The sequence below is a fragment of the Streptomyces sp. NPDC051636 genome, from assembly GCF_044453765.1.
Taxonomy (GTDB): Bacteria; Actinomycetota; Actinomycetes; order Streptomycetales; family Streptomycetaceae; genus Streptomyces.
In genome coordinates this window covers 17,097-42,637 of sequence record NZ_JBITDA010000040.1, presented here as the reverse complement: position 1 = coordinate 42,637, position 25,541 = coordinate 17,097, and the positions used below count along the sequence as shown (strand labels likewise).

General features: G+C 67.8%; 15 protein-coding genes. 10 read left to right on the top strand and 5 right to left on the bottom strand.

The window, feature by feature from the left end; all coding sequences use genetic code 11:
* The first annotated feature begins 51 nt into the window (after positions 1-51).
* The 6 genes from ACIBBH_RS38680 to ACIBBH_RS38655 all read left to right on the top strand — a co-directional run bounded on the left by ACIBBH_RS38680 (position 52) and on the right by ACIBBH_RS38655 (position 15,549).
* Complete coding sequence (locus ACIBBH_RS38680) at positions 52-2,328, top strand: SDR family NAD(P)-dependent oxidoreductase (RefSeq protein WP_399413049.1); 2,277 nt, start codon at positions 52-54, stop codon at positions 2,326-2,328.
* Positions 2,329-2,355: 27 nt separating this feature from the next.
* A complete protein-coding gene (locus ACIBBH_RS38675; protein WP_399413047.1) occupies positions 2,356-9,498 on the top strand; it encodes a beta-ketoacyl synthase N-terminal-like domain-containing protein in 7,143 nt (2,380 codons plus the stop codon).
* Entirely contained in the window at positions 9,495-11,090 is a 1,596-nt protein-coding gene (locus ACIBBH_RS38670; RefSeq protein WP_399413045.1) for a PfaD family polyunsaturated fatty acid/polyketide biosynthesis protein, read from the top strand. The genes ACIBBH_RS38675 and ACIBBH_RS38670 overlap by 4 nt, the downstream gene beginning before the upstream one ends.
* Before the next feature lie 242 nt (positions 11,091-11,332).
* Entirely contained in the window at positions 11,333-12,949 is a 1,617-nt protein-coding gene (locus ACIBBH_RS38665; RefSeq protein WP_399413043.1) for an acyl-CoA dehydrogenase, read from the top strand.
* A gap of 30 nt (positions 12,950-12,979) precedes the next feature.
* Positions 12,980-14,764, top strand: coding sequence for an acyl-CoA dehydrogenase (locus tag ACIBBH_RS38660; RefSeq protein ID WP_399413041.1), 1,785 nt, complete (start codon positions 12,980-12,982; stop codon positions 14,762-14,764).
* The gene (locus tag ACIBBH_RS38655) at positions 14,761-15,549 is read left to right on the top strand and encodes a 4'-phosphopantetheinyl transferase family protein (RefSeq protein ID WP_399413039.1); all 789 of its coding nucleotides are present in this window, start codon (positions 14,761-14,763) and stop codon (positions 15,547-15,549) included. The genes ACIBBH_RS38660 and ACIBBH_RS38655 overlap by 4 nt, the downstream gene beginning before the upstream one ends.
* On the opposite strand, the gene ACIBBH_RS38650 is transcribed toward ACIBBH_RS38655, so the two are convergent.
* Entirely contained in the window at positions 15,507-16,166 is a 660-nt protein-coding gene (locus ACIBBH_RS38650; RefSeq protein WP_399413037.1) for a MerR family transcriptional regulator, read from the bottom strand. The two genes, ACIBBH_RS38655 and ACIBBH_RS38650, sit on opposite strands and share 43 nt — an antisense overlap.
* A 765-nt stretch (positions 16,167-16,931) precedes the next feature.
* Here ACIBBH_RS38650 and ACIBBH_RS38645 point away from each other — a divergent pair.
* Positions 16,932-17,567: an RNA polymerase sigma factor gene (locus tag ACIBBH_RS38645; protein WP_399413035.1), complete on the top strand. Its 636-nt coding sequence runs from the start codon at positions 16,932-16,934 to the stop codon at positions 17,565-17,567.
* An 852-nt stretch (positions 17,568-18,419) separates the two neighbouring features.
* On the opposite strand, the gene ACIBBH_RS38640 is transcribed toward ACIBBH_RS38645, so the two are convergent.
* The 3 genes from ACIBBH_RS38640 to ACIBBH_RS38630 form a co-directional block, all read right to left on the bottom strand.
* Complete coding sequence (locus tag ACIBBH_RS38640) at positions 18,420-19,871, bottom strand: MFS transporter (RefSeq protein WP_399413033.1); 1,452 nt, start codon at positions 19,869-19,871, stop codon at positions 18,420-18,422.
* 102 nt (positions 19,872-19,973) lie between these two features.
* Entirely contained in the window at positions 19,974-20,474 is a 501-nt protein-coding gene (locus ACIBBH_RS38635; RefSeq protein WP_399413031.1) for a DUF4188 domain-containing protein, read from the bottom strand.
* 69 nt (positions 20,475-20,543) lie between these two features.
* Positions 20,544-22,028 (bottom strand): aldehyde dehydrogenase family protein, encoded by a 1,485-nt coding sequence (locus ACIBBH_RS38630; RefSeq protein ID WP_399413029.1) that lies wholly within the window; start codon positions 22,026-22,028, stop codon positions 20,544-20,546.
* Positions 22,029-22,265: 237 nt separating this feature from the next.
* Here ACIBBH_RS38630 and ACIBBH_RS38625 point away from each other — a divergent pair, with 237 nt between their 5' ends.
* Both ACIBBH_RS38625 and ACIBBH_RS38620 read left to right on the top strand, forming a co-directional pair.
* Complete coding sequence (locus tag ACIBBH_RS38625) at positions 22,266-22,841, top strand: PadR family transcriptional regulator (protein ID WP_399413027.1); 576 nt, start codon at positions 22,266-22,268, stop codon at positions 22,839-22,841.
* Between the two features lie 58 nt (positions 22,842-22,899).
* A complete protein-coding gene (locus ACIBBH_RS38620) occupies positions 22,900-23,319 on the top strand; it encodes a hypothetical protein (protein ID WP_399413025.1) in 420 nt (139 codons plus the stop codon).
* A gap of 63 nt (positions 23,320-23,382) precedes the next feature.
* On the opposite strand, the gene ACIBBH_RS38615 is transcribed toward ACIBBH_RS38620, so the two are convergent.
* Positions 23,383-23,904 carry a TetR/AcrR family transcriptional regulator gene (locus ACIBBH_RS38615; protein ID WP_399413023.1) on the bottom strand — a complete coding sequence of 174 codons (522 nt, stop codon included), beginning with the start codon at positions 23,902-23,904 and terminating at the stop codon, positions 23,383-23,385.
* 333 nt (positions 23,905-24,237) lie between these two features.
* Here ACIBBH_RS38615 and ACIBBH_RS38610 point away from each other — a divergent pair, with 333 nt between their 5' ends.
* Positions 24,238-25,383 carry a cytochrome P450 gene (locus ACIBBH_RS38610; protein WP_399413021.1) on the top strand — a complete coding sequence of 382 codons (1,146 nt, stop codon included), beginning with the start codon at positions 24,238-24,240 and terminating at the stop codon, positions 25,381-25,383.
* The last annotated feature ends 158 nt before the right edge of the window (positions 25,384-25,541 follow it).

Sequence of the window (25,541 nt, the reverse complement as noted above, 5' to 3'; positions counted from 1 at the left end):
GGCCTGGGACGCCTCCAAGCCGTAGTGACAGACCTGGCGCCCGCTGATGTGGTGCCCGACGCGTTTCGGGCGGAGCCGGTCGCCCTGCTCGCCGGGACGGGGGAACTCCTCGAACCGATTGCTGCCGCCTTGCGCGCGCGGGGCTGGACCGTTCACACCGGCGCGACCGTACCCGAAGGCGTACAGCGTCTCGATCTGGTCGTCGACTGCGTCGAAGCCACCGGGCCGGATGCCCAGGCCGCGGCCCTTCGTGACGCGCTGCTGCTGGCAGGCCGCACCCAGCAGGTTCTGGAACACACGACACAGGACGGACGCGCCGCCTTCATCACCGTGACGAGGCTCGACGGACGCCTGGGCCTCACCGGCGAGGCGTCCGAGGCAAGGGCCACGCTCGGCGGCGTGACCGGACTGGTCAAGACGCTCGCCATCGAAGCGCCCGCGCTGTTCTGCCGCGCGCTCGACTTCGCACCCTCGCTGGCACCGGAGGAATGCGCCGAGCTGTTCCTGGCCGAGCTGTACGACGCGGAGGTCGAGCTCACCCAGGTCGGCCACGCGGTGGACGGAACGCGCCACACCGTGAGCCTGGCCCCGGAGACCGACGACTCGCTGCCCGGCATACCGGGAGCCGCCGAACCCACCGCGGACGACCTGCTCGTGGTGACCGGAGGCGCCCGTGGAGTGACCGCGGCCTGCGTCATCGGGCTGGCCCGCACCCACCGCACCGGGCTGCTGCTCCTGGGCCGCACCCCGCTGTCCGAGGAACCCGCCTGGGCGGTCGGCGTGCCCGCCGACCGGCTGCGTGCCGAGGCCGCTGCCGAGATCAAGCGCGGTGGGGGCAAGCCCACCCCGCGTGAAGTGGAACGGATGGCACGTGAGCTCATCGGTCAGCGCGAGATCCGGCAGACCCTGGCCCAGATCCGACAGGCCGGGGCCGAGGCCGAGTACCTCACGGTGGACATCACGGATTCCGCAGCCGTCCGCACGGCGCTGGCACCGCGCCGAGAGCAGATCACCGGTGTCGTACACGGAGCCGGTGTCCTGGCGGACACGCTGATCAAGGACAAGAAGGCCGGGGACGTGGAGCGGGTGCTGAGCACCAAGCTCACCGGCCTGCGGAACGTCATCGAGGCACTTCCGGACGAGGCACTGCGACACGTCCTGTTGTTCTCCTCGGTCGCCGGCTTCTTCGGCAACCGCGGCCAGTCGGACTACGCGATGGCCAACGAGGCGCTCAACCGCTGGGCCTGCGCCCTTCGGCACCGTATGCCCGAAGCTCGCATCACCTCGGTGAACTGGGGGGCCTGGGCCGGCGGAATGGTCACGCCCGCCCTGGAGAAGATGTTCGCCGAGCGCGGGATACCACTCATCCCGCTGGACGAAGGCGTGCGGTATTTCGTCGAGCAGTTCTCCAAGGAGCACGCCGCCGACACGGTGTGCGTCGTGGGGCCCAACTCACCTCTGTCCGCCCGCGAGCCCTTCCCCGTCCCGCAGGACGGCGTGGTGGTGCACCGGCGACTGGCAGCCACCGCCTCCGACCCGGTGATCGTGGACCACGCGATCGGAGGCATTCCGGTACTGCCGGCCACCGCCGCGATCGGCGGAGTGCTCAACGCGGTCCACCGTGCCGTACCGGGCGCGGAGATCACGGGAGTACGCGGATTCGCCGTGCACAAGGGCCTCGTCTTCGATGACGCCCAGCCCGCTGGACTCCAGCTGACGGTGCGGCTCGGTGACGCCCGTGCATCGGTCGGAACGAGCCAGGCGTACGACGTGGGCGTGCACGACGACGCCGGCCGTCCGCGCTACCGCGCGCAAGTGGTGCGTGCCGCGAGGGCCTCGCTGCCGCCAGTCTCCGGTCTCCCGGAGCTGGGCAGTGGGCAGCCGGTGACGTACTACGAGGACGGCACGCTGTTCCACGGTCCGTTGCTGCGCGGCATCACTGCCGTGCTGGCTGCGGGCAAGCGGACGGTCCTCGCCGCCCAGCTGACCGACCCGCGCCCCGCGTCGGGCGCCTGGCAGGTACCCGGCTACAGCCCAGTCCTGTCCGACCTGTTGCTTCAAGCCGTGCTGGTCTGGGCGCGTATCCACCGCGGCGAGGCGGTGCTGCCCACTGCGGTCGGTGAGGTCGAGCTGATCGCCGAACTGCCTGAGGGAGAGCCGTTCTTGCTGGTGGTGGACGGTGTTGTGGAGACGGCGAGCGGCATCCGTTGCACCGTCACCGCCTGTGCCCCCGACGGCCGCGTGCTGCAGCGCTTCCGCGATGTCGAAGCCGTGCCGAGTCCTGGGCTCAGCGCGAAGTTCCGGTCCGCAGCGGCCGATCATTCCTGACGAGTCGAGTGGGAGAACTGGGAAACCATGTCCAGCACACGCCGCAGCACACCCCGTCGCGACGAGCCCGTCGCCATCGTGGGGATGGCCTGTCTGCTCCCTGGCGCACATACTCCGGAGGAGTTCTGGGACGGGCTGCTCGCCGGAGACGATCACCGCACGGAAGGCGGCCGGGAGGTCTTCGGAACCGATCCCGGCACCCCCGGCGGGTGGGGCGATCCTGAGCACCGGATCACCGCCACCCGCGGAGGGTTCGTCCAGGAGCCGCCGATCGACCTCAACGGTCTGCGCATCCCCGCCGACGAACTCGGCTCATTGGACCGGGTGGTGCGATGGTCGCTGCACACGGTCCGCCAGGCACTCACCGACGCCGGTGTGACCGAGCGGCCCGAGAGCCTGGCCCGTACCGGGCTCGTGCTGGGCAACTACTCCTTCCCTACTGACTCGTCCGTGCGCCTGTGCACGCCGCAGGTGCGGCAGGCGGTCACCGAGGGCCTGGCCCGTGCCGGGCTCCCGGTGCCGCCCACCGACGACACCGAACCGGAGCCCGCCGCGGAGAACCTGTGGCCCTTCGGCTCTCCCGCTGTCGTGACCGCCGATGCCCTGGGGCTCGGCGGCCCACGCCTCGCGCTCGACGCGGCCTGCTCCTCGGCGCTGTACGGCATGTCTCTAGCCAGGGACTACCTGGCCACCGGGCGTGCCGACGTCATGGTGGCCGGCGCGGTCTGCGCTCCCGACCCCCTGCTCATCCACCTGTCTTTCTCGGACCTCCACGCCTATCCCGACAACGGGGTGAGCCAGCCCTTCGACGACCGCTCCGCCGGCATCGTCACCGGGCAAGGCGCTGGTGTCTTCGTACTCAAGCGGCTGTCCGACGCACTGCGCGACGGCGACCGGGTGCACGCAGTCCTGGAGTCCATCGGGCTCACCAATGACGGCGCGGGCAAACACCTGCTGAGCCCGAACGTCACCGGTCAGATCGGCGCGTACCAGCAGGCCTACGCGCACATAGACCCGGCCTCCGTCGACTACATCGAGTGCCATGCCACGGGTACCCCCCTGGGCGATGCCACCGAACTGATCGGCCTGACCGACTACTTCACAGCGCAGGGCGGCACTCCGCCGCTGCTGGGCTCCGTGAAGGGAAACGTCGGGCACCTGCTGACCGTTGCCGGCTTCACCAGCGTGCTCAAGACGGTCCTCGCTCTCCAGCACGGCCTCATACCCGGGACCCCTGGCGTCATGTGCCCGCTGCGGCCCGCCGGAGGCGAGGCGGCTGCGGAGCGCCTCGTCCTGAGTACGCGTCTGTGGCCCGAACGCACCGGTCCGCGAAGGGCCGCGGTCTCGGCCTTCGGATTCGGCGGCACCAACGCGCACCTCGTCCTGTCGGGCCCGGAGGCGGCCGGAGCCGCGGGCCCGTCCACGTCATCGCCTGCGGTCCCCGCTTCCCGGCCCGCCCACGCAAAGCTGCCCTCCTTGGCTGTGGTGGGGCTCGGGACACATCTGGGGCCGCTGTCCGACACAGACGCGTTCGCACGGGCCCTGCGTACCGGTCGTCCCGCGCTGGTCGAGCGCCCGCAGAACCGCTGGTACGGAGCGGACAAGCTGTCCTCCGGCCCGCTCGCCGGGACGGCGTCGGACGGCACCGACCTGCCGGGCGGCTACCTCGAAACGGTGGACGCCCACCCTCGTACGTACCGCATCCCGCCGAACGAGCTGGGGCAGGCAAACCCGCAGCACCTGGCGCTCTTCGATGCGGCTGAACAGGCCCTCACCGACGCCGGGTACCCCGCACCTCCTCCGGGCACCAAGGCGGACGAACTGCCCGAGACCAGGGTCGCCGTCGTGGTGGCCATGGAGATGGAACCCCACACGCATACGCACCGGGCACGCTTCGACATCGGCGCCCATGTGCGGGCGGAGTGCGCTCGAGCCGAAGTGACCTTGAACGACGAGCAGTTGGACGAGCTCGAGGCGGCCGTCCGGGGCGCTGTGCACGACCCCATCGGCGCCAACGAAGTCCTGAGCTACATCGGCAACATCATGGCCAGCAGGGTCTCGTCCTCGCGCAACCTCACCGGCCCCTCCTTCACGGTCGCCGCCGATGGCACCGCCGGAGTCCGGGCGCTGGAGGTGGCCGGGCTGCTGCTCCTCGACCCCACCATCGAGGCGGTGCTCGTCGGTGGTGTGGACTTGGCGGCCGGCGCTGAGAACACCCGGGCCAGGGCCCGGATCGCCACCAGCCGCGGCGAGCAACTGCCGCCGCTCGGCGACGGCGCGGCAGCCGTCGTCGTCACACGCGAAGGCGCCGGCCGCCGTGAGTACGCCACTGTCGAGGCCCTTCGGGTTCGCACCGCTTCCACGAGGGCCGCCGCGGTGGAGGACGCCGCACGAGAGGCACTGGACGAGGCGGGGGTGCGCCTCGACGAGGTGGCGTACCTCGAACTTGGCGGGGCAGCCTCCGATGCCCGACAGGACGAGGCGGCCGCCCTCGCCTCCGTCTACCGGACGGACGGGCCTGGAGACGACCGGCACGGGTGCGCGGTGGGCAGCACCGCGGCACTCGTCGGATACACCGGGTGCGCCGCCCCGCTGGCTGCTCTGGTCGCCGCAGCTCTGGCAGTGCATCACGCGGAGTTCCCGGCTGCCCCCAAGGCCCTGCTTGACGCCGAGGACCCGGCACTGGCGGACTCCCGCTTCACGCTGCTCGGAGAGCCGCAGCCGTGGGTCCGCGACCGAAGCGACGCCCCCAGGACCGCAGCGCTGAGCGTCCTCGGTGACGCGGGCCCGGCTGGGGCAACGGCTGCCCACGTGGTGCTTCGTGGCACGTCAGCCAGGCCGGCACCGTCCGAGCCGACGAAGACGGAGTGGACGAGCGGTCCCGGCGTATGGATGCTCCCGGTCTCGGCGGACGACGGTCCGGGCCTCGCCACCGCGGCCCAGGCCCTGCGCACCGAACTGGCCGAGCGAGGCGCCGAGCAGGTGGTGCGCACGGCGGCGGGCAAGCCCTGCACCGCGCGCTACACGGCGGTACTCGTCGCCTCGGATGCCGAGCGGCTGGCCAAGGAACTTGCCGCCGCCGAACGGGACTTGCCGAACGCTGTGGCCGAGGCAGGGGAGTGGAGCACTCCCTCCGGCAGTTACTTCACCGCACGGCCCATGGGACCGGACGGACGTGTCGCGTTCGTCTACCCGGGAGCGTTCACCACGTACCCCGGAGCCGGACGAGATCTGTTCCGGCTCTTCCCCGGCCTGCTCACCGCCTTCGAGAACGAGGCCGACCGACCCGCGCAGCGCTTCAAGCACCGTTTCCTGCACCCGCGTTCACGCGGTCCGGTGGGACGCGGCGACCTGATGCGGTACGAGGCCGAACTCATCGAGAACATCCCCGTCATGCTGGCTGCCGGCACCAACTTCGCCGTGCTGCATACCCGACTGCTGCGGGACGTCCTCGGCATCGAACCGCACGGCGGCTTCGGCTACAGCCTGGGCGAGTCCAGCATGCTGTTCGCGACCGGGGTATGGGCCGAATCAGCGCGCGACGACGCCGCGCTCGCCGCCAGCCCGCTGTTCCAGCACCGGCTGCGCGGACGCAAGGAGCGTGTCCGCGAGGAGTGGTCGCTCCCAGAGGAGACCCCGGACTCCGAGGTATGGACCACGCGCGTACTGCTGACCGGACCCGATGCCGTCCGCGAGGCGATGACGGGCTTCGACCGGGTCTTCCTCACGCATGTCAACACCCCGCACGAAGTCGTGATCGCAGGCGCTCCCGAACAAGTCCGGTCCCTTGTAGAGAAGTTGGACTGCCAGTCCGCCAGGCCACCGGCGAACCACGTCATGCACTGCCCGGTAGTCGACCCGGACCTTGCGGGTCTGGCCGCCCTCAACGACTACCCCCTCAGCGAGCAGGCGCCGGGACTGGAGCTGCTGTCCGCCTACGACTACGACACCGTCCCGGTCACCGATCGTACGAAGCTGGCCGATCGCATCGCCCACACCCTGCGCTCCACCATTGACTTCGCACGCCTCGCTGAGACCGCCTACGACCGGGGCTACCGCTACTTCGTCGAGGTCGGCCCGGGCGCTACGTGCACGCGCTGGATCTCCGAGACGCTCGGCGACCGCCCGCATGTCGCGATCTCGGTGGACCGCCGTGGAGCCATGGTCGGCACCGCGCTGGCACAGGCCCTTGCCCGGCTGATCAGCCACGGCCTTCCCGTCGACCTCACAGTGCTCTTCCCAGCCTCTCCGGATGCCGGGCAACGCTCATCCGTCATCTCCGTCCCGTGCGGAGGCGAACCGATCGTCGAGCGGGTGGAGCGCACCGCAGCCCCGATCCTCCGGACGGCCAGTCCCGCCCAACCCACCGAACCCATCGAGGTGACAGCTTCCATGAGCACCGTGCCCGGCACCTCGCCGAGCGACGTGGCCTCGCCTGATGTGCTGGACGCGCACGACACGATCGTCATCGAGGGAGAACCCTTCGTCTATGTGCCGGAGCCGCTGCCTGAACCTTTGCCCGAGCGACGCCCGGCTCTCCTGACGGCTGGAGCCCCTACCGTCAGCCAGTTCCGACCGCTTCAGGCACTCGCGGTGGGCGTGGCCGACGCGCACCGTGCCGCGCTGCGGGCCCAGCACGCCATCCTGGAGGCCTCCCTGCGCAATCTGGTGACGCCGGAGACCGGCGGGGATATGCAGTCCGTTCCCGCGGTGGCGCCTCCTCCCACGCCGCCGGCACTCGGCGGAGGGGAGCCTGCCGGCAAGCCCGTCCTGTGGGACGAGAACGACCTCCTGGAGTTCGCCCGCGGCCGAGTCGCCCCTGTCTTCGGTCCCGAGTTCGCTGAGGTCGACGGCTACGCACGGCGCTGCCGGCTGCCCGAGCCCCCTTACCACTTCGTCACCCGGGTGACCCGGCTCAAGGGAGAGACAGGGCGCTTCGAACCCTCCGAGATCACCACTGAGTACGACGTGCCGACCGGTGCCTGGTACACGGTCGACGGGCTGGTCCCGTGCGCGGTCACCATCGAGGCCGGCCAGTGCGACATGCTCCTGATCAGCTACCTCGGCATCGACTTCCGCAACCGCGGAGAACGCGTCTACCGACTGCTGGACAGCCGACTTGTCTTCCACGGCGGACTGCCACGCGAAGGCCAGACGCTGCGCTACGACATCAAGATCGACCGCTTCGTCTGGAACGGCGACAGTCTTCTGTTCTTCTTCAACTACCGCTGCTACGCCGACGGCGAGCTGATTCTCGAACTCCTCGACGCCTGCGCGGGCTTCTTCACCCCCGCCGAACTCGAGGACTCCCTGGGCGTGGTGGAAACCGCGGCCGACCGCGCCCGCCGCGCCGAGATGACCCCGACGTGGTTCAAGCCGCTGGCCCGCACCGAGCGTACGAGCCTGGGCGGAGCCGACCTCGAGCTGCTCACCGAGGGACGCCCGGGCGAGGTCTTCGGTCCCCGCTGGGACCAGACCCAGGACGGCTTCAACAGCTCCCTGCGCCTGCCCAGCGCTATGTTGCGCATGATCGACGAGATCACCGACATCGACCGGCTGGGCGGCCCGCGCGAGATCGGTCACCTGACCGCGCACAAGCGACTGGACCCCGACGGCTGGTACTTCACCTGCCACTTCACCGGCGACCCGGTGCTCGCGGGCTCACTCATCGCCGAGGGCGGCGTGCAGATCCTCCAGACGTACGCGATGTACCTGGGCATGCACCTGGTCTTCCCCGACGCGGAGTTCCAGGCCGTGCCGGGCCTGGAGACCGAGGTCAAGGTGCGCGGCCAGATCACCCCGGAGACCCGGGAGGTGCGGTACGAGGTCGACGTCATAGAGCTGACCATGCTGCCGCGTCCCACCGTCATCGCTGACATCACCGTGTATGACGGCGACAAGCCGATCGTGGCGATGCGCAACTTCGGTGTCCGTGTTCAGGAGAAGCCGGGCACTCCGTACCGTCCGGAGACCGGCGGCATCCCCGCCTTCCTCGGCCGCCGCAACGAACGGGGCGAAGCCGCGTTCATCAACGAGCTGCACCTCGCGCACGCGGCCAAGGGCGACCTCGCCACGGCGATGGGCAAGGAGTTCGAGATCTACGCGGACCGCCGAGCTCCGTACATCCCCAACGGCGATTTCCAGTTCGTCGACCGGATCATGCGCCTCAACGGCACCCGAGGCGAACTGAAGCCCGGCGCGACCATGGCCACTGAGTACGACTCGCCTCCGGAGGCCTGGTACTACCGGGACAACGGGCCGGCAGGGATGCCCAACTGCGTTGTCATGGAGACCTCTCTACAGGCCGCCATCCTGCTCGGGTACTACCTGGGCGCGACACTGGCCAGCCCGGACGAGGAACTGGCCATCCGCAACCTTGACGGCCGAGCCACCTTCGTCAAGCAACTCGACCTGCGCGGCAAGACCATCCGGCACGAGTCCGAGCTGCTCTCGAGCCAGGCCGTCCCCGGAGCGACTCTGCAGAAGTTCCGCTACCGGCTGCTCGCCGACGACGAGGCCTTCTACGAAGGCGAATCGCTTTTCGGCTACTTCACCGAACAGGCCCTGTCGAACCAAGTGGGCCTGGACTCCGGGCAGTATGTGGCGCCATGGCTGGAGACCGCCCGCGACCAGCTCGACGCCGCGGGCGTGCGTGAATTGCCGGTCCGCTCCGACGAGCGTTGGTTCGCCCCGCAGGCCGGGACCAGACTGCGGCTCGGCGACGAGCACCTGCGCCTGGTCGACCACGTCACATTCGTCCCCGGCGGCGGTGAGCACGCCGAGGGATACCTCTTCGGCCGTCGTGACATCGACCCGGACGACTGGTACTTCAGTTGCCACTTCTACCGCGACCCCGTGATGCCCGGATCTCTCGGCGTCGAGGCGGTGCTGCAGGCGCTCCAGCTCTACGTCATCGACTCCGGCCTGGCGGACGGCATGGGGCCCGTGCGCTTCACCGTGCCGCGCGATGTGGAAATGCAGTGGAAGTACCGCGGCCAGATCCTGCGCACCGACGGCGAGATGACCTTCGACGCCCACATCAAGGAAGTCCGGCGCAGTGAGGGGCGCCTCGTTGTCGTCGCCGACGCGAGTGTGTGGAAGCCCGGCCTGCGCATCTACGAACTGACCGACATAGCCGTCGAGGTCGTGCCCGCCGAGGAGGACAAGTGACAGCGACCACCCATCACACGACCCCGATGCCCGGCGCCGTCCGCACGGACCCGTCCGGCATCCACCAGACCCTGGGGCTGCTGGAACAGCCCTGCTACATCGTGGACACCGGCAACGGCGTCGGCGCGAGCAGCACCGCCCCCGGCCCCTCGGGACGTATCGTCGCGGCCGCCGGACCCTTGGCCCCTGAGAGCCTCGGCTCCAGCGGCTTCCGGGCACGGCACGGCGTGCGGTACGCCTACATGGGCGGTGCGATGGCCGGCGGCATCGCGTCGGAGGATCTCGTCATCGCGCTGGCCCGGTCAGGGGCGCTGGCGTCGTTCGGCGCTGCCGGCCTGCTGCCCGAACGCATCGAGAAGGCCCTGGGCCGTTTCGCCGCCGAGATACCCGGGCTGCCCTACGCGGCGAACCTGATCCACAGCCCCAGTGAGGACGCGCTCGAACGCGACGGCGTGGAGCTGTTCCTCAAGCATCAGGTGCGCTGTGTCGAGGCGTCCGCCTTCATGGATCTGACCCCGCACGTCGTGCGCTATCGCGTCGCCGGACTGCACCGTGCCCGCGACGGCCGGGTGCAGATCGCCAACCGGCTCGTCGCCAAGGTCTCCCGCCCGGAAGTCGCCGAACGCTTCATGCGGCCGGCCCCTGAGTCCATCACCGCGGACATGGTGGCCCGCGGCCTGATCACCGCGGACCAAGCTGAGCTGGCGCGACGAGTGCCGATGGCCGACGACATCACCGCCGAGGCCGACTCGGGCGGGCACACCGATCGGCGCCCCCTGACCGCGCTGTTCCCCGTTCTGCTGCGCACCCGCGACGCGGTCCAACGGGAACTGCGCTACGACCGGCCGATCGGCATCGGTGCCGCGGGCGGCATCGGCACCCCGCGGGCCGCCGCGGCGGCGTTCGCCATGGGAGCCGACTACATCGTCGTCGGCTCCGTGCACCAGGCGTGCCTGGAATCCGGCACATCCGACGCCGCACGCCGCCTCCTGGTCGGGGCAGGGCTCGCCGACTTCGAGATGGCTCCGGCGGCCGACATGTTTGAACTGGGCGTAGAGCTTCAGGTCCTCAAGAAGGGCACTTTCTTCCCAATGCGCGCCAAGAAGCTCTACGAGCTTTACAAGGCGTACGACGGCATTGAGGTGCTGCCCGCCGACGAGCGGCAGCGGCTGGAACAACAGGTGTTCCGGCGTTCCCTGGACGAGATCTGGGCAGAGGTCGAGCAGTACTTCGCCCGCCGGGATCCCGAGCAGCTGCGCCGCGCGCAGGAGTCCCCCCGTCGGCGGATGGCCCTGCTCTTCCGCTGGTACCTCGGCATGGCGTCGCGATGGGCCGTGACCGGGGAGGCGGACCGAACCGCTGATTACCAGGTGTGGTGCGGCCCGGCCATGGGCTCCTTCAACGAGTGGGTACGCGGCACTTATCTGGCGGCGCAGGAGAATCGGCGGGCCGCTGACGTGGCCCTTCACCTCATGCGCGGCGCCGCGTTCACCGCCCGCGTGAGCCAGTTCGCGACAAGTGGCGTTCGGTTGCCCGCTGCCTGCACGGAATACGTTCCGACCCCCGTTACCGAGCCGATGGAGGGACGATGACGACCGCCACGGCCGGCAGCACCGCACGACAGTCGAAGCAGCGCCCGTTCGGCTGGCAACCGTACTCCGCCGTGACGGAGCTCGACCGCGAGCTGGGCGACCCGCGGGACCCGGACAATCCCTACGGTTTCGCGGCCATGGCGCGGAGGGACGCCACCGAGACGTTCCCTGACGCGCTGGCGGACAAGGTGGGACCTTGGCTGCGGGCCTCCTTCATCCCGACTACCAACGGCGGCGACCTCGTGTCCCTGGACCAGACGCTGATGCTGGTGCGTGCTGCCGCCCGCCGAGACGCCTCAGTCATGCCGGCCACGATGTTCAGCATCACCGCCGCGAGCTGCGTGCTGGCGGCCGGCTCGGCGGAGCAACAACAGCGCGTGGTCAGCCTGCTGCGCGCCGGCGGCTCCATCGGGTTCGCGCTGTCCGAGGCCTCCCACGGCAGTGACCTGCTCGCCAACTCCTGCACCGCGACGCAGGACTTTGGCGACGATCCGAAGGCGGACCGAAGGACGCCGGTCGGCTACACGCTCGACGGCGACAAGTGGCTCGTCGGACTGGGCGAGCGGTGCCAGGCACTGCTGGTGGTGGCCCGCACAGGCCGACGTGGCCCGGCGGCCTTCTCCACCCTGCTCCTGGAAGGCAGCGAGGTGGACAAGGCGCGCTCCGGCATCCGCCAGAGCCCGAGCGGAATGCGAGGTATCGACTTCGCGGGTTTCAGCTTTGAAGGGCTACAGGTTCGCGACGACGTACTGGTCGGTGAGGAAGGCCGCGGCCTGGAGACGGCCATGAAGGCCATGCAGGTAGTGCGCTCGATGAGTACGGCGGCCAACCTCGCCTGCGCTGACACCGGCCTGCGGCTGGCCTTCGACTTCGCCGTGAAGCATCAGGTGGGCAAGGTCAGTGCGCTCGAACTGCCCTACTGCCGACGGGAATTGGCCACAGCTGCCGCGCTGCTCCTCGCCGGGGACGTCATGGCACTGACCGCGGCGCGCGGACTCCACGCGCTGCCGAGGGCGCAGAGTTTGTGGTCGAGTACGGCGAAGAAGGTCCTCACCGATACCTCCGAGGAGATCTTCGCTCGCTGCGCGGACGTACTCGGAACCCGCTCCGTCTTGCGTGAAGGGCCATACGCCGCCTTCGACGCCGCGCGGCGGGACAACGCCATGGTCCGCTACATCGATACCAGCCCGGTCGCCAACAACCGGCTGGTCGCAGCGCATCTGGGACGGCTGGCGGCGTCGTGGCGTGCGACGAAGGACTCCGACCCGTCCAGCCTGCGCGCCCTCGCGGGGAACGGACTTGCCCAGGTTTTCATGCCCGGCGTGCCGCTTCCAGCTCTGCGGGTCGATCAGCTCGCGCTCTCCGACCGGGTTCAGGACGAGATCCTGGAAGGGTTGCCCGCTGGGGCCGACGCGGTGCGCGGCGCGGTGGCGGACGGCGCGGATGCCTCGGTCGGCGACGCCGCGCGGGTCACCGCGCTGACCCGCCAACTGGAGCGTGCGATCCAAGGCCTGCTGCACGGCATCACGTGGCGGCAGGAGCACCGCCGGTCCGACCAGGACGACCCGCTGGAGCTGAACGACCTCGCCGACCGGCTGTGCTTCCTGCACGCGGCGGCGAGTTGCGTCCACCTGTGGTGGTTCAACCGCGACCGTTCGCTGTTCGGCCTCCCGCCGGGAAGCGCCGCCTGGCTGACACCGGTACTGGATGTGCTGCTAGCACGGGCATATGGCCGACACACACCGCTGCCCGAGCCGGAGATCGAGCAGCTGCTCGGTTTTGTGCTGCCGCTGTACGAGAGCGGCCGCATGTTCTCCTGCACGGCGCCCGAACTCGCCGAGCACACCCTCGCGGAGTGACCAGTGCCCGTACGAGAAAGGATGCCCTCCGTGGCCGTAGCACGCCTGGTCTCCTTGGCCGAGAACCTTGAGGACCATCTGGGAGACCCGCACGACGACGGCAGCCGCATGCCGTTCAAGAAGGTTCTCTCGTTCGATGAACGCGAAGAGTTTCCCTACGAGTTGACCAATCTTCTGCAGGCCTGGGGCATCCACGAGTACTGCCTGCCCGAGCGCTGGGGCGGGCAGGCAGGCGACGTGGAAGTCGGGTTCAACCTGGTACGCCTGGTGGCACGGCGCGACCCGACCACAGCCACGGCCTTGATGATCACCAACGTGGCCTTCATGCCGGCCTGGATCGCGGCCACCGACGAACAGGGGCGGGCCGCGGTTCATGACATCAACCACGGGGCGCGCATGTCCTGGGGCCTGTCGGAACGGCGGCACGGCAGCGACGTGCTGGCCAACGAGATGCGCGCCGAGCGCGTACCGGGCGGCTACCTGCTGACCGGTGAAAAGTACCTGATCGGCAACGCCACCATCGCGGACGTGGTCACGGTTCAAGCCCGCACCAATGAACGCGGTGGCCCCGGCGGCTGGTCCATCTTCGCCCTCGACAAGCGCCAGTGTCCGGCCGGCACGGTGACCGCGCTTCCCAACGAAAGGCTCCACGGCCTGCGCGCCCTGGACATGAGCGGTATCCGTCTCGACCGTGTGTTCGTCCCGGAGGGCAGCCGCATCGGCGGCGAAGGTCAAGGACTCGAACTCGCCCTCAAGAGCGCCCAGGTGGCCAGGGTCGTCATCAGCAGCATCGCGCTCGGAGCCGTGGACACCGCGCTCCGCGTCACCATGGACTTCGCCGAGCAGAGGGAGATCTTCGGCCAGAAAGTCGTCGAGATCCCGTACTCCCGGAGGCAGCTCGCCGAGTGCTTCGCCGACCTCATGCTCGCCGACGCCGTCAGCGCGGGGGCGGTTCGCGGACTGCAGTCCAACCCGGAGCAGGCGAGCATCTACTCCTCGGTCGTGAAGTACTTCGTGCCCACGTTGCTGGAACGCACCATGGCCCAGCTGTCCGTGGTACTGGGAGCGCGACTGTACCTACGCTCGCATCCGCACTTCGGCGTCTACCAGAAGATGCTGCGCGACCTCGCGGCGGTGCTCTTCGTCGACGGCAACACCGTCGTCAACCTCAAGAACATCGCCGTACAACTGGAAGGCCTGCTGGACACGGCGCACGACGCAGACGACTCGCTTCGGGCACAGGCCGTCGCTCGCGCCACGACCATGTACGACGTGACCGCGCCGTTGCCGACATGGCGGCCGGAACAGCAGCTCCTGGTCAGCCGAGGCAAGGACGACGCGCTGCTGGCGCTGCCCGACGCACTCGAGCGTTTGAGAGCGCTCGCGGCCCGCCAGCACCAGCCCCGGCAACAGGAGCTGTTCCGGCGTGCGGCGGACCTCGGTGCCCGTCTCCTAGAGGAGTTCGACCGCCTCCGTAGCGAAACGGCACGGATCAAGAAGGAGACCGGCCGCGGACACGCCTCCTCCGCCGAGCAGTTCCGTCTCGCCGAACAGTATTGCGCGCTCCACTCAGGCGCAGCGGCAATTCATGTGGCAGTGCGCTCGGACGGGGTGCTCGGCGAGAGTTTCCCCGACGGCGCGGTGCTCCTACTCTGTCTGGAGCGCGTGTGGCGACTGCTCTACCCGGCGGAGACGGTCACGGACGCCGCGGCGATAGACCAGGCGATGGAGGTGCTGCGCGTCCTGCATGCGGAGGCGCGGCTCTTCTCGCACTGGCCCATACACCTTCAAGCGTCGGGCAGTTGGCTGGTGTGAGCACGCTCGGAGCCCTCAAGGACCCCGAGATCTGGCTGCTTCCGGAGGACGAGGTCGATGGGCTGACGGAGCAGGCGCATGCGGTGCTCTCCTCGGACGAACACGCGCGCTGGGCCAGACTACGAACGGAAGCGGCACGGCGTCGGCACCTCGGTGCCCGACTGTTGTGCCGCTCTGTTTTGGGCGCTTACGCCGGGGCCCCTCCTGACCAGTTCCGTTTTCGAAAAGGGCACTTCGGCCGGCCCGAACTGGATCCGAACCCATGGCGACTGCGCTTCAACCTCAGTCACACGGATGGTCTCATCGCCTGCGTGGTGACCGACGGATTGCCATGCGGCATAGACGTTGAGCGTCTACTCGTCGCCCCGAGCGTGGTCCGGTTTGGAGTAGAGCGGCTCGCGCCCGCGGAGCGGGCTCGCCTGGACGCTGCTCCGCCCGCCGTGCGCAGCCGGGAGTTCGTCGACGTGTGGGTACTCAAGGAGGCCTATACAAAGGCCCTCGGATCGGGCTTCCAGTACGGCTTCGACAGCTTTCAGCTGGGCCCTGACTCCCGGCGGGGCGTATTGTTGGAAGACCCGCGCCAGCCCGAACACGATGCAGTTTGCTGGCAGTTCGCTCTGTCCACGACCTCAACCGGCCATCGGCTGGCCGTGGCCGTGCGTCGGCGGGAGCACACGTCCAGGGCGATGCCCATGCCTTTGAAACTCTTCCCTTCGGGCGACCTTCTCTGCTCGCTCCCCGCTTACTCCGAGCCGCCTCCGTCGGCTGCTTGTCCTGTCGACTGATAGCGCTGTGCGGCTTCGTGCTCCTGGGCCAGCCGGCGCAGCGTGGCGAGCACCGGCTCGAGCAACACTGTGCGAACGATAGCCCTCTCAGCGATGTCGATTCGGTCCTCGATGCCTGCATCCTGGTCGAAATCGAGCCGTGCGGCGGCATGAGCCAGTTTCGCGTACGGCAGAAGGTCCTGTGCTGACCAGTTAAGGCCGATGTCGGCCAGCGCCTTGTGCCCCGCGGCGAGGCTCGCGATGTAGGGGGTGTCCCCCACGATCGTCCAACCGGCAGCTTTGACGAGCGCCCGTGCCTCGGCATAGAACTGCTCATCAACGTCCTCGTGTGCCTCATCAGGGAAAGGTGAGGACAGGGCGTAGTGCGCCAAGCCCAGCGTTCTGAAGATGGTGACCGGCTCATCCATCGCCCTCAACACCTTGCCTGTCGCGGCGATGGACAGCCCGCCTACAGCGATGAGCGTACGGGCCAGGCGAAGCCGTCGAAGCGTGCTCTCGGGGTACTCGGCCTGGTTACGCGCGGTGTGCTCGCCGGGCGGCAGCAGCCCTTCCCGCAGGTAGTACTTGATCGTCGCGATCGATACACCACTGCGGCGGCTCAGTTCAGAGATCTTCATCTAGCTCCTCGACCTCCACGTGCGGCTCCCGGTACCCCTGGCTGGATTCCTCCTGTGGAGGACCGGGAACCGTGGACGCGGAAAATGGAAAGTGGCAGGATCCACTATCGGATAGTCACTATATCCGTTCTGGCGGCTCTGAGGAGAGTGCGTGCTTCCACTGCCCTGGATCACCCCGAACCCGCCCATTGCGAGGGCCTTGATCACGGCGTCCCGGCTCCAAGTGAGATCCCTGCGTCATGTACTGGGCCTCCCCTGGAGGCCGCTGGCGGCTTGGCACCAGGTCTCCAAAGCTCAGGGCCCGTTCGACGCCTTGCTGATCGCGGAGCCATTCTGCGGCGTCTTTTTCGGGCGCTGTCCGCGCGGGAGAGCCAGGATCCGCCTGAATTCTTACCGGAGGGCGAGGGGCTGCCTCCCCCGCCATGCGGCGACCTTTCGTAACGACGAGCGAAATCCCTGCAGCAACGGCGCCGATGTAGGACTGAAGCGATGTCTACCTGCTGGCGCGTCGGGTCGATCCAGGTCCGCCGTCAGCGTCAACGGGCGTTTTCAGCCACTCTGTAATGAGTGGAGTGACAGCATCGTGCGCCGGTGATGAACTCATCATCGCAGGTCAGCTTGTGTTGTTCGGGAGGGGCAGGCGAAATGGGAGACCGAAGAGAGCAGAGTTACTCCTAACGGGGAGCTGCACACTCCTGATCTTGTTGTTGGTCGAGGTCGATGGTGCCCAGCATGCGGGCACTTTTGGCATAACGGGAGGGAATCATGGGGGAGTTCGGAGTGGGGAATAAGGGGGACACGCAAGCGGTGCAAACAGCTCAGGTTCGCATTCCGGACCAGCGGACGCCGGCCGACCTGGGGCGCTTGATGGACCGGTGCCGAGAGGGCGATGGCAGGGCGTGGGAACAGCTGATCCACGTGTACAGCCCTGTCGTATGGACAGTCGTTCGCTCGCACGGTCTCAAGCAGGCTGATTGCGAGGACGTGTACCAGCTCACATGGCAGAGGCTCGTCGAGCACATACATACGTTGAAGCAACCCGGCCGGGTCGCAGCGTGGCTGGTCACCGTGGCCAAGCGTGAGGCGATCAGCCGCGCCAGGCAGGCTCGAAGGATGGTCAGCGTCCCCGACCCGGCAGACTATCTACACGCCGCGGACATGACTGTTCCTGCGCCCGAAGAGTGGACCGTCGCCCGTTCGGACAGCGAGCGGCTGCGTAAGGCCATCAGGAACCTGCCGGAAGAGCACCAAGCCCTCCTGGGCCTGCTTTTCGCTGAACCTCCCCTCAGCTACGACTACATAGCCGAGGCTGTAGGAATGGCGCGGGGCTCGATCGGCCCCACTCGTCGCCGCATTCTCGCCAAGATGCGAGGCGAACTGGCGGGCGAGGAGCGCGGCTGAGGCAGGAGCCACCCGTTGGTTTGGGTCGCGGGTTCGAAATGTATTTCGCGCGTCCTGGGAAGAGTCCCGGCCAGGACCTGTTCGCCGACGAAACAGTTCCTGCATCAGACGGTGTCACGGCAACGGTGCCGCGCTTGCGACGGCCGAGAGGCGCGCCGCGTCGAGCCAGTTGGCTTCCACTGCACAAGGTTGGCCCAGCTCCGTCACACGACCGATTTTGGCAGTGGCCCGGAAGGTAGACGATGGCGCCGTCGATGACGACGTGCGCCTTCGCGCATGCTCCACCGTCGCCGAGGATGTGGAGTGGTCCACCCTGTACCTCCGCAGCTTCCAGATGAGTGGCTCGTGGTGCTGCCAGCTGGGGGCGAACTTGCCAGTCTGTCATGTGAGTTGTGTTGCTTCATCGATTCAGGCACAGGAAGGCTCACGATGACGGGCGCCCTCGTGGCGCGGTTCGCCCCTTGCTCTGGGTGCGAGACGGCCAAGGACTCTTCCTTGGCCGTCTCGCACTCACAGGTCGGGCGATGTGCGGTTTCCCGGGCTGGTCCGGAGGAATCAGTCGGTGGGTTCGTCGGGCCGGGTTCCGACCTGCCTCAGGCGCTGCTGCACTGCTGTGACAGCTCGGTCCACCGATGCAGCCGGCGGTCGGCCGATGTCTTCGCGGAGTAGTTCGAACAAGGCGTCCTCGTCCGGGGCCTCCGAGCCCTCACCCGCCCAACTCTTCTCATTCATCCTAGGTCGCCTCTGTGAGTTTCCGATCCCACTACGATGCCACTCGGGTGAGCCGGTGCGATACGTCGAGAACGGTAACTTTACTGCGACGAGTTGCAATTCATAGGGCGGTGCGAACCTTCATTGGGGCGTAGCTGACGCGCGGCGGCGGACGAGGAAGAGGTAAGCCAGTAGAGCCGCAGCGAACGAGACGGCTGAGATGACCAGCATGCCGGTGTGGACGCCGTCTGTGAACGCGTTGCCGATGGCGGAGCTCACCCCTGTCGGCATCGGCCCGCTGCCCCCGGCTCCGTTGGTCGCCTTGTCGACCACGACGTCAGCTACGCGAGACGGCACGCCAGCTGTGGACAGTTCGCCGGGCAGTTCGTCGATGAAGTTGATCGAGAGCACCGCGCCCAGCGCCGCGGTGGCCAGCACCGATCCGACCTGCCGGAAGGCAGTCACCGCTGCCGAGGCGGCGGGAGCGCTCTGCGGTGCGACCACCGACAGGGCGGCAGAGGTGGACGGTGCGATCACGAGACCGGAGCCCAGCCCGACCAGGACCAAGCCCGTCGCCGTGACGAGGTAGGAGCTGTCGGGCCTTTGCAGGAGGAGCAGCAGTGTGGCGACGCCGGTGATGGAGGTGCCGACGACGAGCAGCTTGGCGGGGCTGATCCGTGCGCCGAGCCGGGAGGCGGCGGTGGTGGACAGGACGAAGGCGCCCATGGCGGCCAGCAGGCGGAGTCCCGTCTCCAGCGGAGCATCCCCTTGAACTCGCTGCAGGAACTGAACTTCGAGGAAGGTCACGCCGACGAAGCTGAACAAGCCGGCGGCCGCGACCACCAGCGCGGTGAGGTACGGCGTCGCACGCATCATGCGGACGTTCAACATCGGCGTGGGAGCCCGGAGTTCGACGACGACCAAGGCGGAGAGGGCAACGGCAGCAGTGACGAGCAGAGCGATCACTCCGGCAGTTCCGTAGCCGACACGACCGCCGACCGCGATGCCTGCTACCAGTGCGCCCAGTCCGATCACTGCGAGGAACTGGCCGGGCCAGTCCAGTGGCCGACCAGGGATACGCGTCTCAGCGACAGCGAAGAGCGTGATAGGTGCGGTGATCACGGCGAGAACCGCGTTGACCAGATACACCGCGTGCCAGCTGTAGAGCTCCAACAGGCTGCCGCCGATCAGCGGGCCGAGCGCGAGGCCGAAACCGGAGACCGAGACCCACACGGAGATTTTCCGTCCGCGTTCGCGCGGGTCGGTGAAGGACGTGGTGATGATGGCGAGGGACGTGGGCAGGACCAGCGCGCCGCCGATACCGCTGAGGGCCCGGCCGGCCAGCACCTGAGTGAAGTTGTCGCTCGCGGCCACGACCAGGGACCCGGCGGCGAGCGCGGCCACACCGATGAGGAAGACGCGGCGCCTGCCGAACCGTTCGCCGAAGGCCCCGCCTGAAAGCACGCCGGCTGCGACGACCAGTGTGTACGTGCTGGAGATCCAGCTGAGGTCGGCCGTGGCGACATGCAGATCGATCTGCATGGCGCGCAGGGTTGAGATGGCCGCGGTGACCTCGATGAAAGACATGAACATGCCTAGGCAGCTGGCGAGCAGCAAAAGGCCGGGACGCTTCGGAGGGGAGGCGGCCAAGGCGCTGCCTGGCGCCGCTGCCTGCTGGGGGACCGTGGCCATGTGCTACCTCGATTCGTTGCTGTCGGCAGCCCGGTCGGGCCTCTTGCGCACAGCGACCGGGCCGTTCCCGCCGCTGTGGACATGTTCTGTGGCTTTGCCCATGCCGAATTCCGGCATGTTCCGGTAGATGATGTGCATTTGGTCGGGGTGGGTTATGTACGCCTCGTGCCAGACACCGACGTCGCCGTTGTTGCCTACCTGCTTGTTGAAGTTCCGCCAGCCCGGAACGTGCTCGGCGTCCGCGTTCCTCGCGTACGTGAGGAGGTCGTCCAGGTTCTTCCAGTACTGGAGGACGATGGTGGTTCTGCCGAACCAGACGTGGTAGCCCAGGAAGCCGTGCTCGGAGCGCCGGTTCACCTCCTTGAGCATGGGGACCATGGAGATGAAGGCGGGGAGCCAGCGATGGACCTTCCACCATTTGTTGATGCGCATCCCGATGAGGAAGACGACAGTTCTGTCGGGGGGTGAGGCTGTATATCGACCGGGGTAGACCTTCTGTCCCACGACCGCGTGCTCCTTTCGGCTGTTCCGGGCAGTTCCTCCTGCTCCGGAGAGATGGCGTCGGTGTTGCGGTCAGTAGGGGTAGCGGCGGGGCGGCGTGCTTTCGGTCGTCAGCCGCCACTCGGTGAATTCCTCGACGCTGGCCCGCCCGCCGAAGCGGCCTCCGTTGCCCGAGCAACCCGTTCCCCCGAAAGGCAACTGAGGTTCGGACACGACGGTTTGATCGTTGATGTGCACCATGCCGGCGTTCAGGCGGCCGGCCACGGTGCGGGCGGCTTCGGGGGAGCGCCCGTACACAGCGGCCGCCAGGCCGTAGTCCGTGGCGTTGGCGAGCGACACAGCCTCCTCGGTGTCGTCGACGACGGTGACCACGGCTACCGGCCCGAAGATCTCCTCGTCGAACGCCCGCATCCCGGGGCGTACGTCGGTCAGCACGGTGGGCCAGTGGAGCAGGCCCTCGGCCTTGCCGCCGTACGCCACGTGGGCCCCGGCAGTGACGGTGTCGGCGACGATGTCGCGTACCTTCATCAACTGGCGTTCATTGATGAGAGGACCCACTTGGGTGGTCGATGAACTCGGGTCTCCGACGATGAGGCGCTGAGCCTTGTCGACGAGCGCGGCGACGTACCGCTCGGCGATCGACCGGTGGACGATGTGGCGGCCGACGGCGATGCACAGCTGACCCGAGTGGACAAAGGAGCCCCAGGCTCCTGCTGCCGCGGCGGCCTCAACATCGGCGTCCTGCAGCACTACAAATGCGTTGTTGCCACCGAGTTCGACTGCGACCTTCTTCAACAGCTCTCCCGCGCGGCGGGCAACGACCCGGCCGGCCGCGGTGGACCCGGTGAAGGAGACCATCCGTACTTCGGGGGCCTCGACCACCGCCGTACCGGTGTCCGCGCCGCCAGGCAGTACGTGCAACAGCCCGTTGGGAAGTCCTGCTTGCTCGAAAAGCCAGGCGAGCAGGAGCCCTCCGACAACCGGCGTGTTGGGGTCCGGCTTCAGCAGGACTGCGTTGCCCACGGCGAGAGCGGGCGCGACAGAGCGCAGGGCCAGCATCAGGGGCATGTTCCATGGCGTGATGACGCCGACGACGCCGCGAGGAACGCGGTTCGCCGTTGCGGTGCGGTCCGGCTGGATGCTGTGCAGTTCGGCAGGGGCGGCGGCACCTTGCGCCAGTTCCGCGGCAGCGGCCAGTTCGCCCGCGGCGGCGCCGAACTCCATCTCCGCCTTCGCCTGCACCGCACCGGACTCACGAATGAACCAACCCACCAGTTCGGGAGTGGGCTGAGCCAGCAACGCGGCTGCGCGGCGTAGGACTTCGGCGCGTTCTTCTGGCGCGCGCGCCGCCCAGGAGGGCTGGGCGACTGCCGCGGCGGCGGCGGCCTGCCGGACGTCGCTCTCGGATGCCTCTCCGACGGCCAGGAGGGGCTTGCCGGTGAACACCTCCAACGTGTCCGCACGTCGTGCGGCAGATACCCAGCCTCCGCTGAAGAGGCGTCCTTCCCACTCCTTGACGGGCAAGGCGGGCAACCGGGCGTGCTGAGTTGGGCTCATGGATGTCTCCCCTTACGCACATGACGATCGATGCTGTGTGGATCGCCAGTCGGCAGTACAGAAGGAAGCGCTCTGCGACTGGATACATCGGGGCTGGTCACTGTGACGTGCACGGGACTTCGCGAGTCACTGTCCAGACAGACATGTCACTATTGACATGCGGAAACTAACAGTGTCTGATTAGACATGTCAACATTGCCACTCGCCAGTTGGGCTTGAAAGGAAGGCGAAGCAACCGTGTCGCTGCGAATGGCCCTGCTGGGCCTGCTGACCGCCAAAGGGCCGTCCAACGGCTACGCGCTGACCAGGGACTTCGCCGGCTCGCTGAGCCACGTCTGGGCCGCCCAGCACAGCCAGGTGTACCCGGAACTGGCTCGCCTGTCCGAGGCCGGCCTTGTCACGGTGGAGGACGAAGGCCCGCGAGGCCGCAAGCGCTACTCCGTCACTGATGCCGGGCGAGAGGAACTGCGGCACTGGCTGACGGAGGTCGAGCCGAGCCGGACTGTGCGGAACGAAGTCGCCCTCCGGGCCTTCCTACTGCCGGCTCTAGGCCCGGAGGTCGCAGCCCGACTGGTCAGGCTGGAAGAGACGTTTCATCGCCAACGGGCTGAGGAAACAGGCCAGTTGCGCGACATGCTGAATGCTGCCGACAGGCCGGGATTCGGCGCCTATGCGGCCGAGCTGGGCGTACGGGTATCCACCGCCATCGCGGAGTGGGCGGAGTGGGCAGCCGATCAGCTCGAAGCCGAGGCAGCCGACGCGCGTACCGACCAGGCCGACGGCGCTTCGGACACTGACGAACGTATGTCCTGACCCTTGCGTACGCCACGATGCGGCACCGCGCCGCCGCACCCATTACCAGGAGATCCCTATGCAGACTCTGGCCCTGAGCGACGCGAGTCGCTACATCGCAGGCGTCGTCCTGCTGACGATCGTCACGATCGAGTTCGGTGGCACCTTCATGGTCCGCATCGTACGAGGGTCCGTACCGCTGACCGACTTCCAGAAGTCCTTCGCTCGGGCGGGGCACGCGCACGCCGGTGTCTTGGTCACGCTGAGCCTGGTGTGCCAAGTCCTGGCTGACGCCACGTCGCTGTCCGGCTTCTGGGGCTGGTCCGGCCGGATCGCCGTACCGCTGGCCGCAGTGCTCGTCTCGGCTGGCTTCTTCGCCTCGTCGATGGGGCGAGGGGAGATCACCCAGCCCAACCGGTTCATCATGGTGGTCTGGGCCGGCGCCGCATCCCTTGCCTACGGAGTAATCACCCTCGGCGTCGGCCTTCTCGCAGCCTGAGGAGCGGTAGCGTCCTCTATGAGCGAGGCAGCGACGGTGGCCGTTCGTGGCCGATGCTCGGTCTCAACTCCGCCCGGACGGCGGTAGATCGACCGCGGCGAGTGCAGAGTGCAGGGCCCCCTGGGCGAGCACCGAGTCCAGCTCGTCCTGCGTGGCCCCGGTGGTGCTGGTGATCAGAGCCCGGAGTTCGCGCCAGTGCCGACGGACCTGTTTCGCGAGCGCTGCCTGCTGGGGTGAGGCAGCCGCAGCGTGTACCTGCAGTTGCATGAGCAGGACTTCGGGATCCTTGAGCAGGTCCAGCTGCGCCCGCTTCATGGCCGCAAGGGCCTCAGCGCCACGGAGGCCTTCAGCTGCGTGTGTGAGGGCATCTCTCATGCGGCTGAAGCAGCGGTCTGCAGCGGCTTCGAAGAGCGCCTGCTTCCCTTTGAACAGGCGAAACAAGTAGGGCTGAGATACGCCAACCCGCCGAGCGATCGTCTCTGTTGAAGTGCCATGGAGGCCGCCCCGCGAGAACTCGGCGACAGCGGCGCGGACGATCGTCTCACGTCGTTCTTCCGCACTCATTCGTATCCCGCGATCCGCCATGGCCAACATGGTAGTCACCACAATGCAGTTGGGGCTTCCAGGTACGGAGGACAGGGCGCCGGATCCAAAAAGTTCGAACAAAGTCATCGGCGGATGTATCTGGTGCACCACACCTGCCTCTGTCTAGGTCGAGACGGCGCGTTCGTCACTGACTCAGTAGGGAGGCAGGGCGTGAAACCGCGAGCAGGAGCCAGCAGGGGACAGCGAATGGTTCGTCGCCCGAAGCGCGCCAAGTACAAGAGCTTTCCAGCCACTTGAATCAGGCGTGCATATCCCACGCAGCACGATTCCCCTCCGGGGGGCTGCCCTATTACGTATGAAGGGAGTGGGCGCGTGACGGACACGAACATCTGGAGCCTGCTCGATCCGGCTGCCCTGCTTGATCCCCATCCGATTTACCGGCAATGGCACGACCAGTCCACCGTCCTTTGGGACTCTGACATCGAAGCATGGCTGGTGACCGGCTACGAGGAAGCCTTCACCGCTCTGCGGGACGTCGAGAACTTCTGTCAGGACTGGCGCCGAGTAGGTGTGGACACCCCGCCCTCCCTGCTCAGCCTTCAGACCCTTGACCCACCGGAACACACTCAGATTCGCCATCTGATGCTTGAGGGGTTCAAGGCAGCAGACTCCGAACATTTGGAGAAGACGGTCCAGGGCACTCTCGACGAGTTGCTGGCGGCCGTGGAAGGGCAGGAGACTTTCGATTTCGTCTCCAAGGTGGCCGAGCCTCTGACCTTGCGGGCGGTCACTCAATTGCTGGGTGTTCCCGAGCCGGACAAGGACTGGTTCGTCCCCTTGTCGAACACCATTGTGGACGGTATGGATTCCAGCCTCAGGCCCGAGTGCTACGAACCCGGAGTTGCGGCTCGAGCGGAACTCAGCGAACTGGTCGGGCAGTGGCTCAAGTCTCCGCTGCCAGAAGGGTTTACCGCCCATGTAATCAACAGGGCGCCGAGCGTCGGGGTTGACCACGACATACTTCTCAACTCATTGCGCGTCGTGCTGCAGGCCGGCTTCCAGACGGCCAGTCGCTTCCTCGTCACAGGGTTGCTCACGCTGCTGCGCATACCGCCTGAGGAGCGCGTTCCTGTCGACACAGACAAGGCGGTCCACGAACTCGTCAGGTTTGCCGGCCCTGTGCACGTGGAGAGCCGTGCCTGCGTGCACGACACCGTCCTCGGGGACCAGAAGATCCGCAAGGGTGAGGTCGTCTCGATGTTCCTCGGCGCGGCGAACAGGGACCCCAAGATGTTCGACGACCCCGATTCACTGCGATGGGACCGGACACCCAATCGCCACCTCGCGTTCGGCCGAGGTCCCCACGCCTGCCTCGGCGCCCAGGTCGCCGTCCAGGTGGCCCGCACCGTCTTCGGAACCATCGGCCACCGGTATCCGAACGCCCGGCTCGTCTCCGAGCCCGTTCCCCGCCCCAACGTGACCGAACACGGGATGCACAGCCTTGAGATTTCGTTCTGAGGAGCGGTCCCGCAACTGCGGAATACCTCTTCAGGACGAGCCCTATACCGCGGACAGGAGAGGGGGAAAGGCCATGCGCCACGCTCACTGATTTCAGAAGTCGCAGAAGCTCAGCCGCCCCAGGCACAGGGAAGAAGGAGGAGCCATGCGCCACGCTC

Excerpts from the sequence above, each read along its gene's own strand:
- ACIBBH_RS38675 (WP_399413047.1), top strand. The coding sequence starts at position 2,356 with ATGTCCAGCACACGCCGCAGCACACCCCGTCGCGACGAGCCCGTCGCC.
- ACIBBH_RS38650 (WP_399413037.1), bottom strand. The coding sequence starts at position 16,166 with ATGAAGATCTCTGAACTGAGCCGCCGCAGTGGTGTATCGATCGCGACG.
- ACIBBH_RS38645 (WP_399413035.1), top strand. The coding sequence starts at position 16,932 with ATGGGGGAGTTCGGAGTGGGGAATAAGGGGGACACGCAAGCGGTGCAA.
- ACIBBH_RS38640 (WP_399413033.1), bottom strand. The coding sequence starts at position 19,871 with ATGTTCATGTCTTTCATCGAGGTCACCGCGGCCATCTCAACCCTGCGC.
- ACIBBH_RS38630 (WP_399413029.1), bottom strand. The coding sequence starts at position 22,028 with ATGAGCCCAACTCAGCACGCCCGGTTGCCCGCCTTGCCCGTCAAGGAG.
- ACIBBH_RS38620 (WP_399413025.1), top strand. The coding sequence starts at position 22,900 with ATGCAGACTCTGGCCCTGAGCGACGCGAGTCGCTACATCGCAGGCGTC.
- ACIBBH_RS38615 (WP_399413023.1), bottom strand. The coding sequence starts at position 23,904 with ATGGCGGATCGCGGGATACGAATGAGTGCGGAAGAACGACGTGAGACG.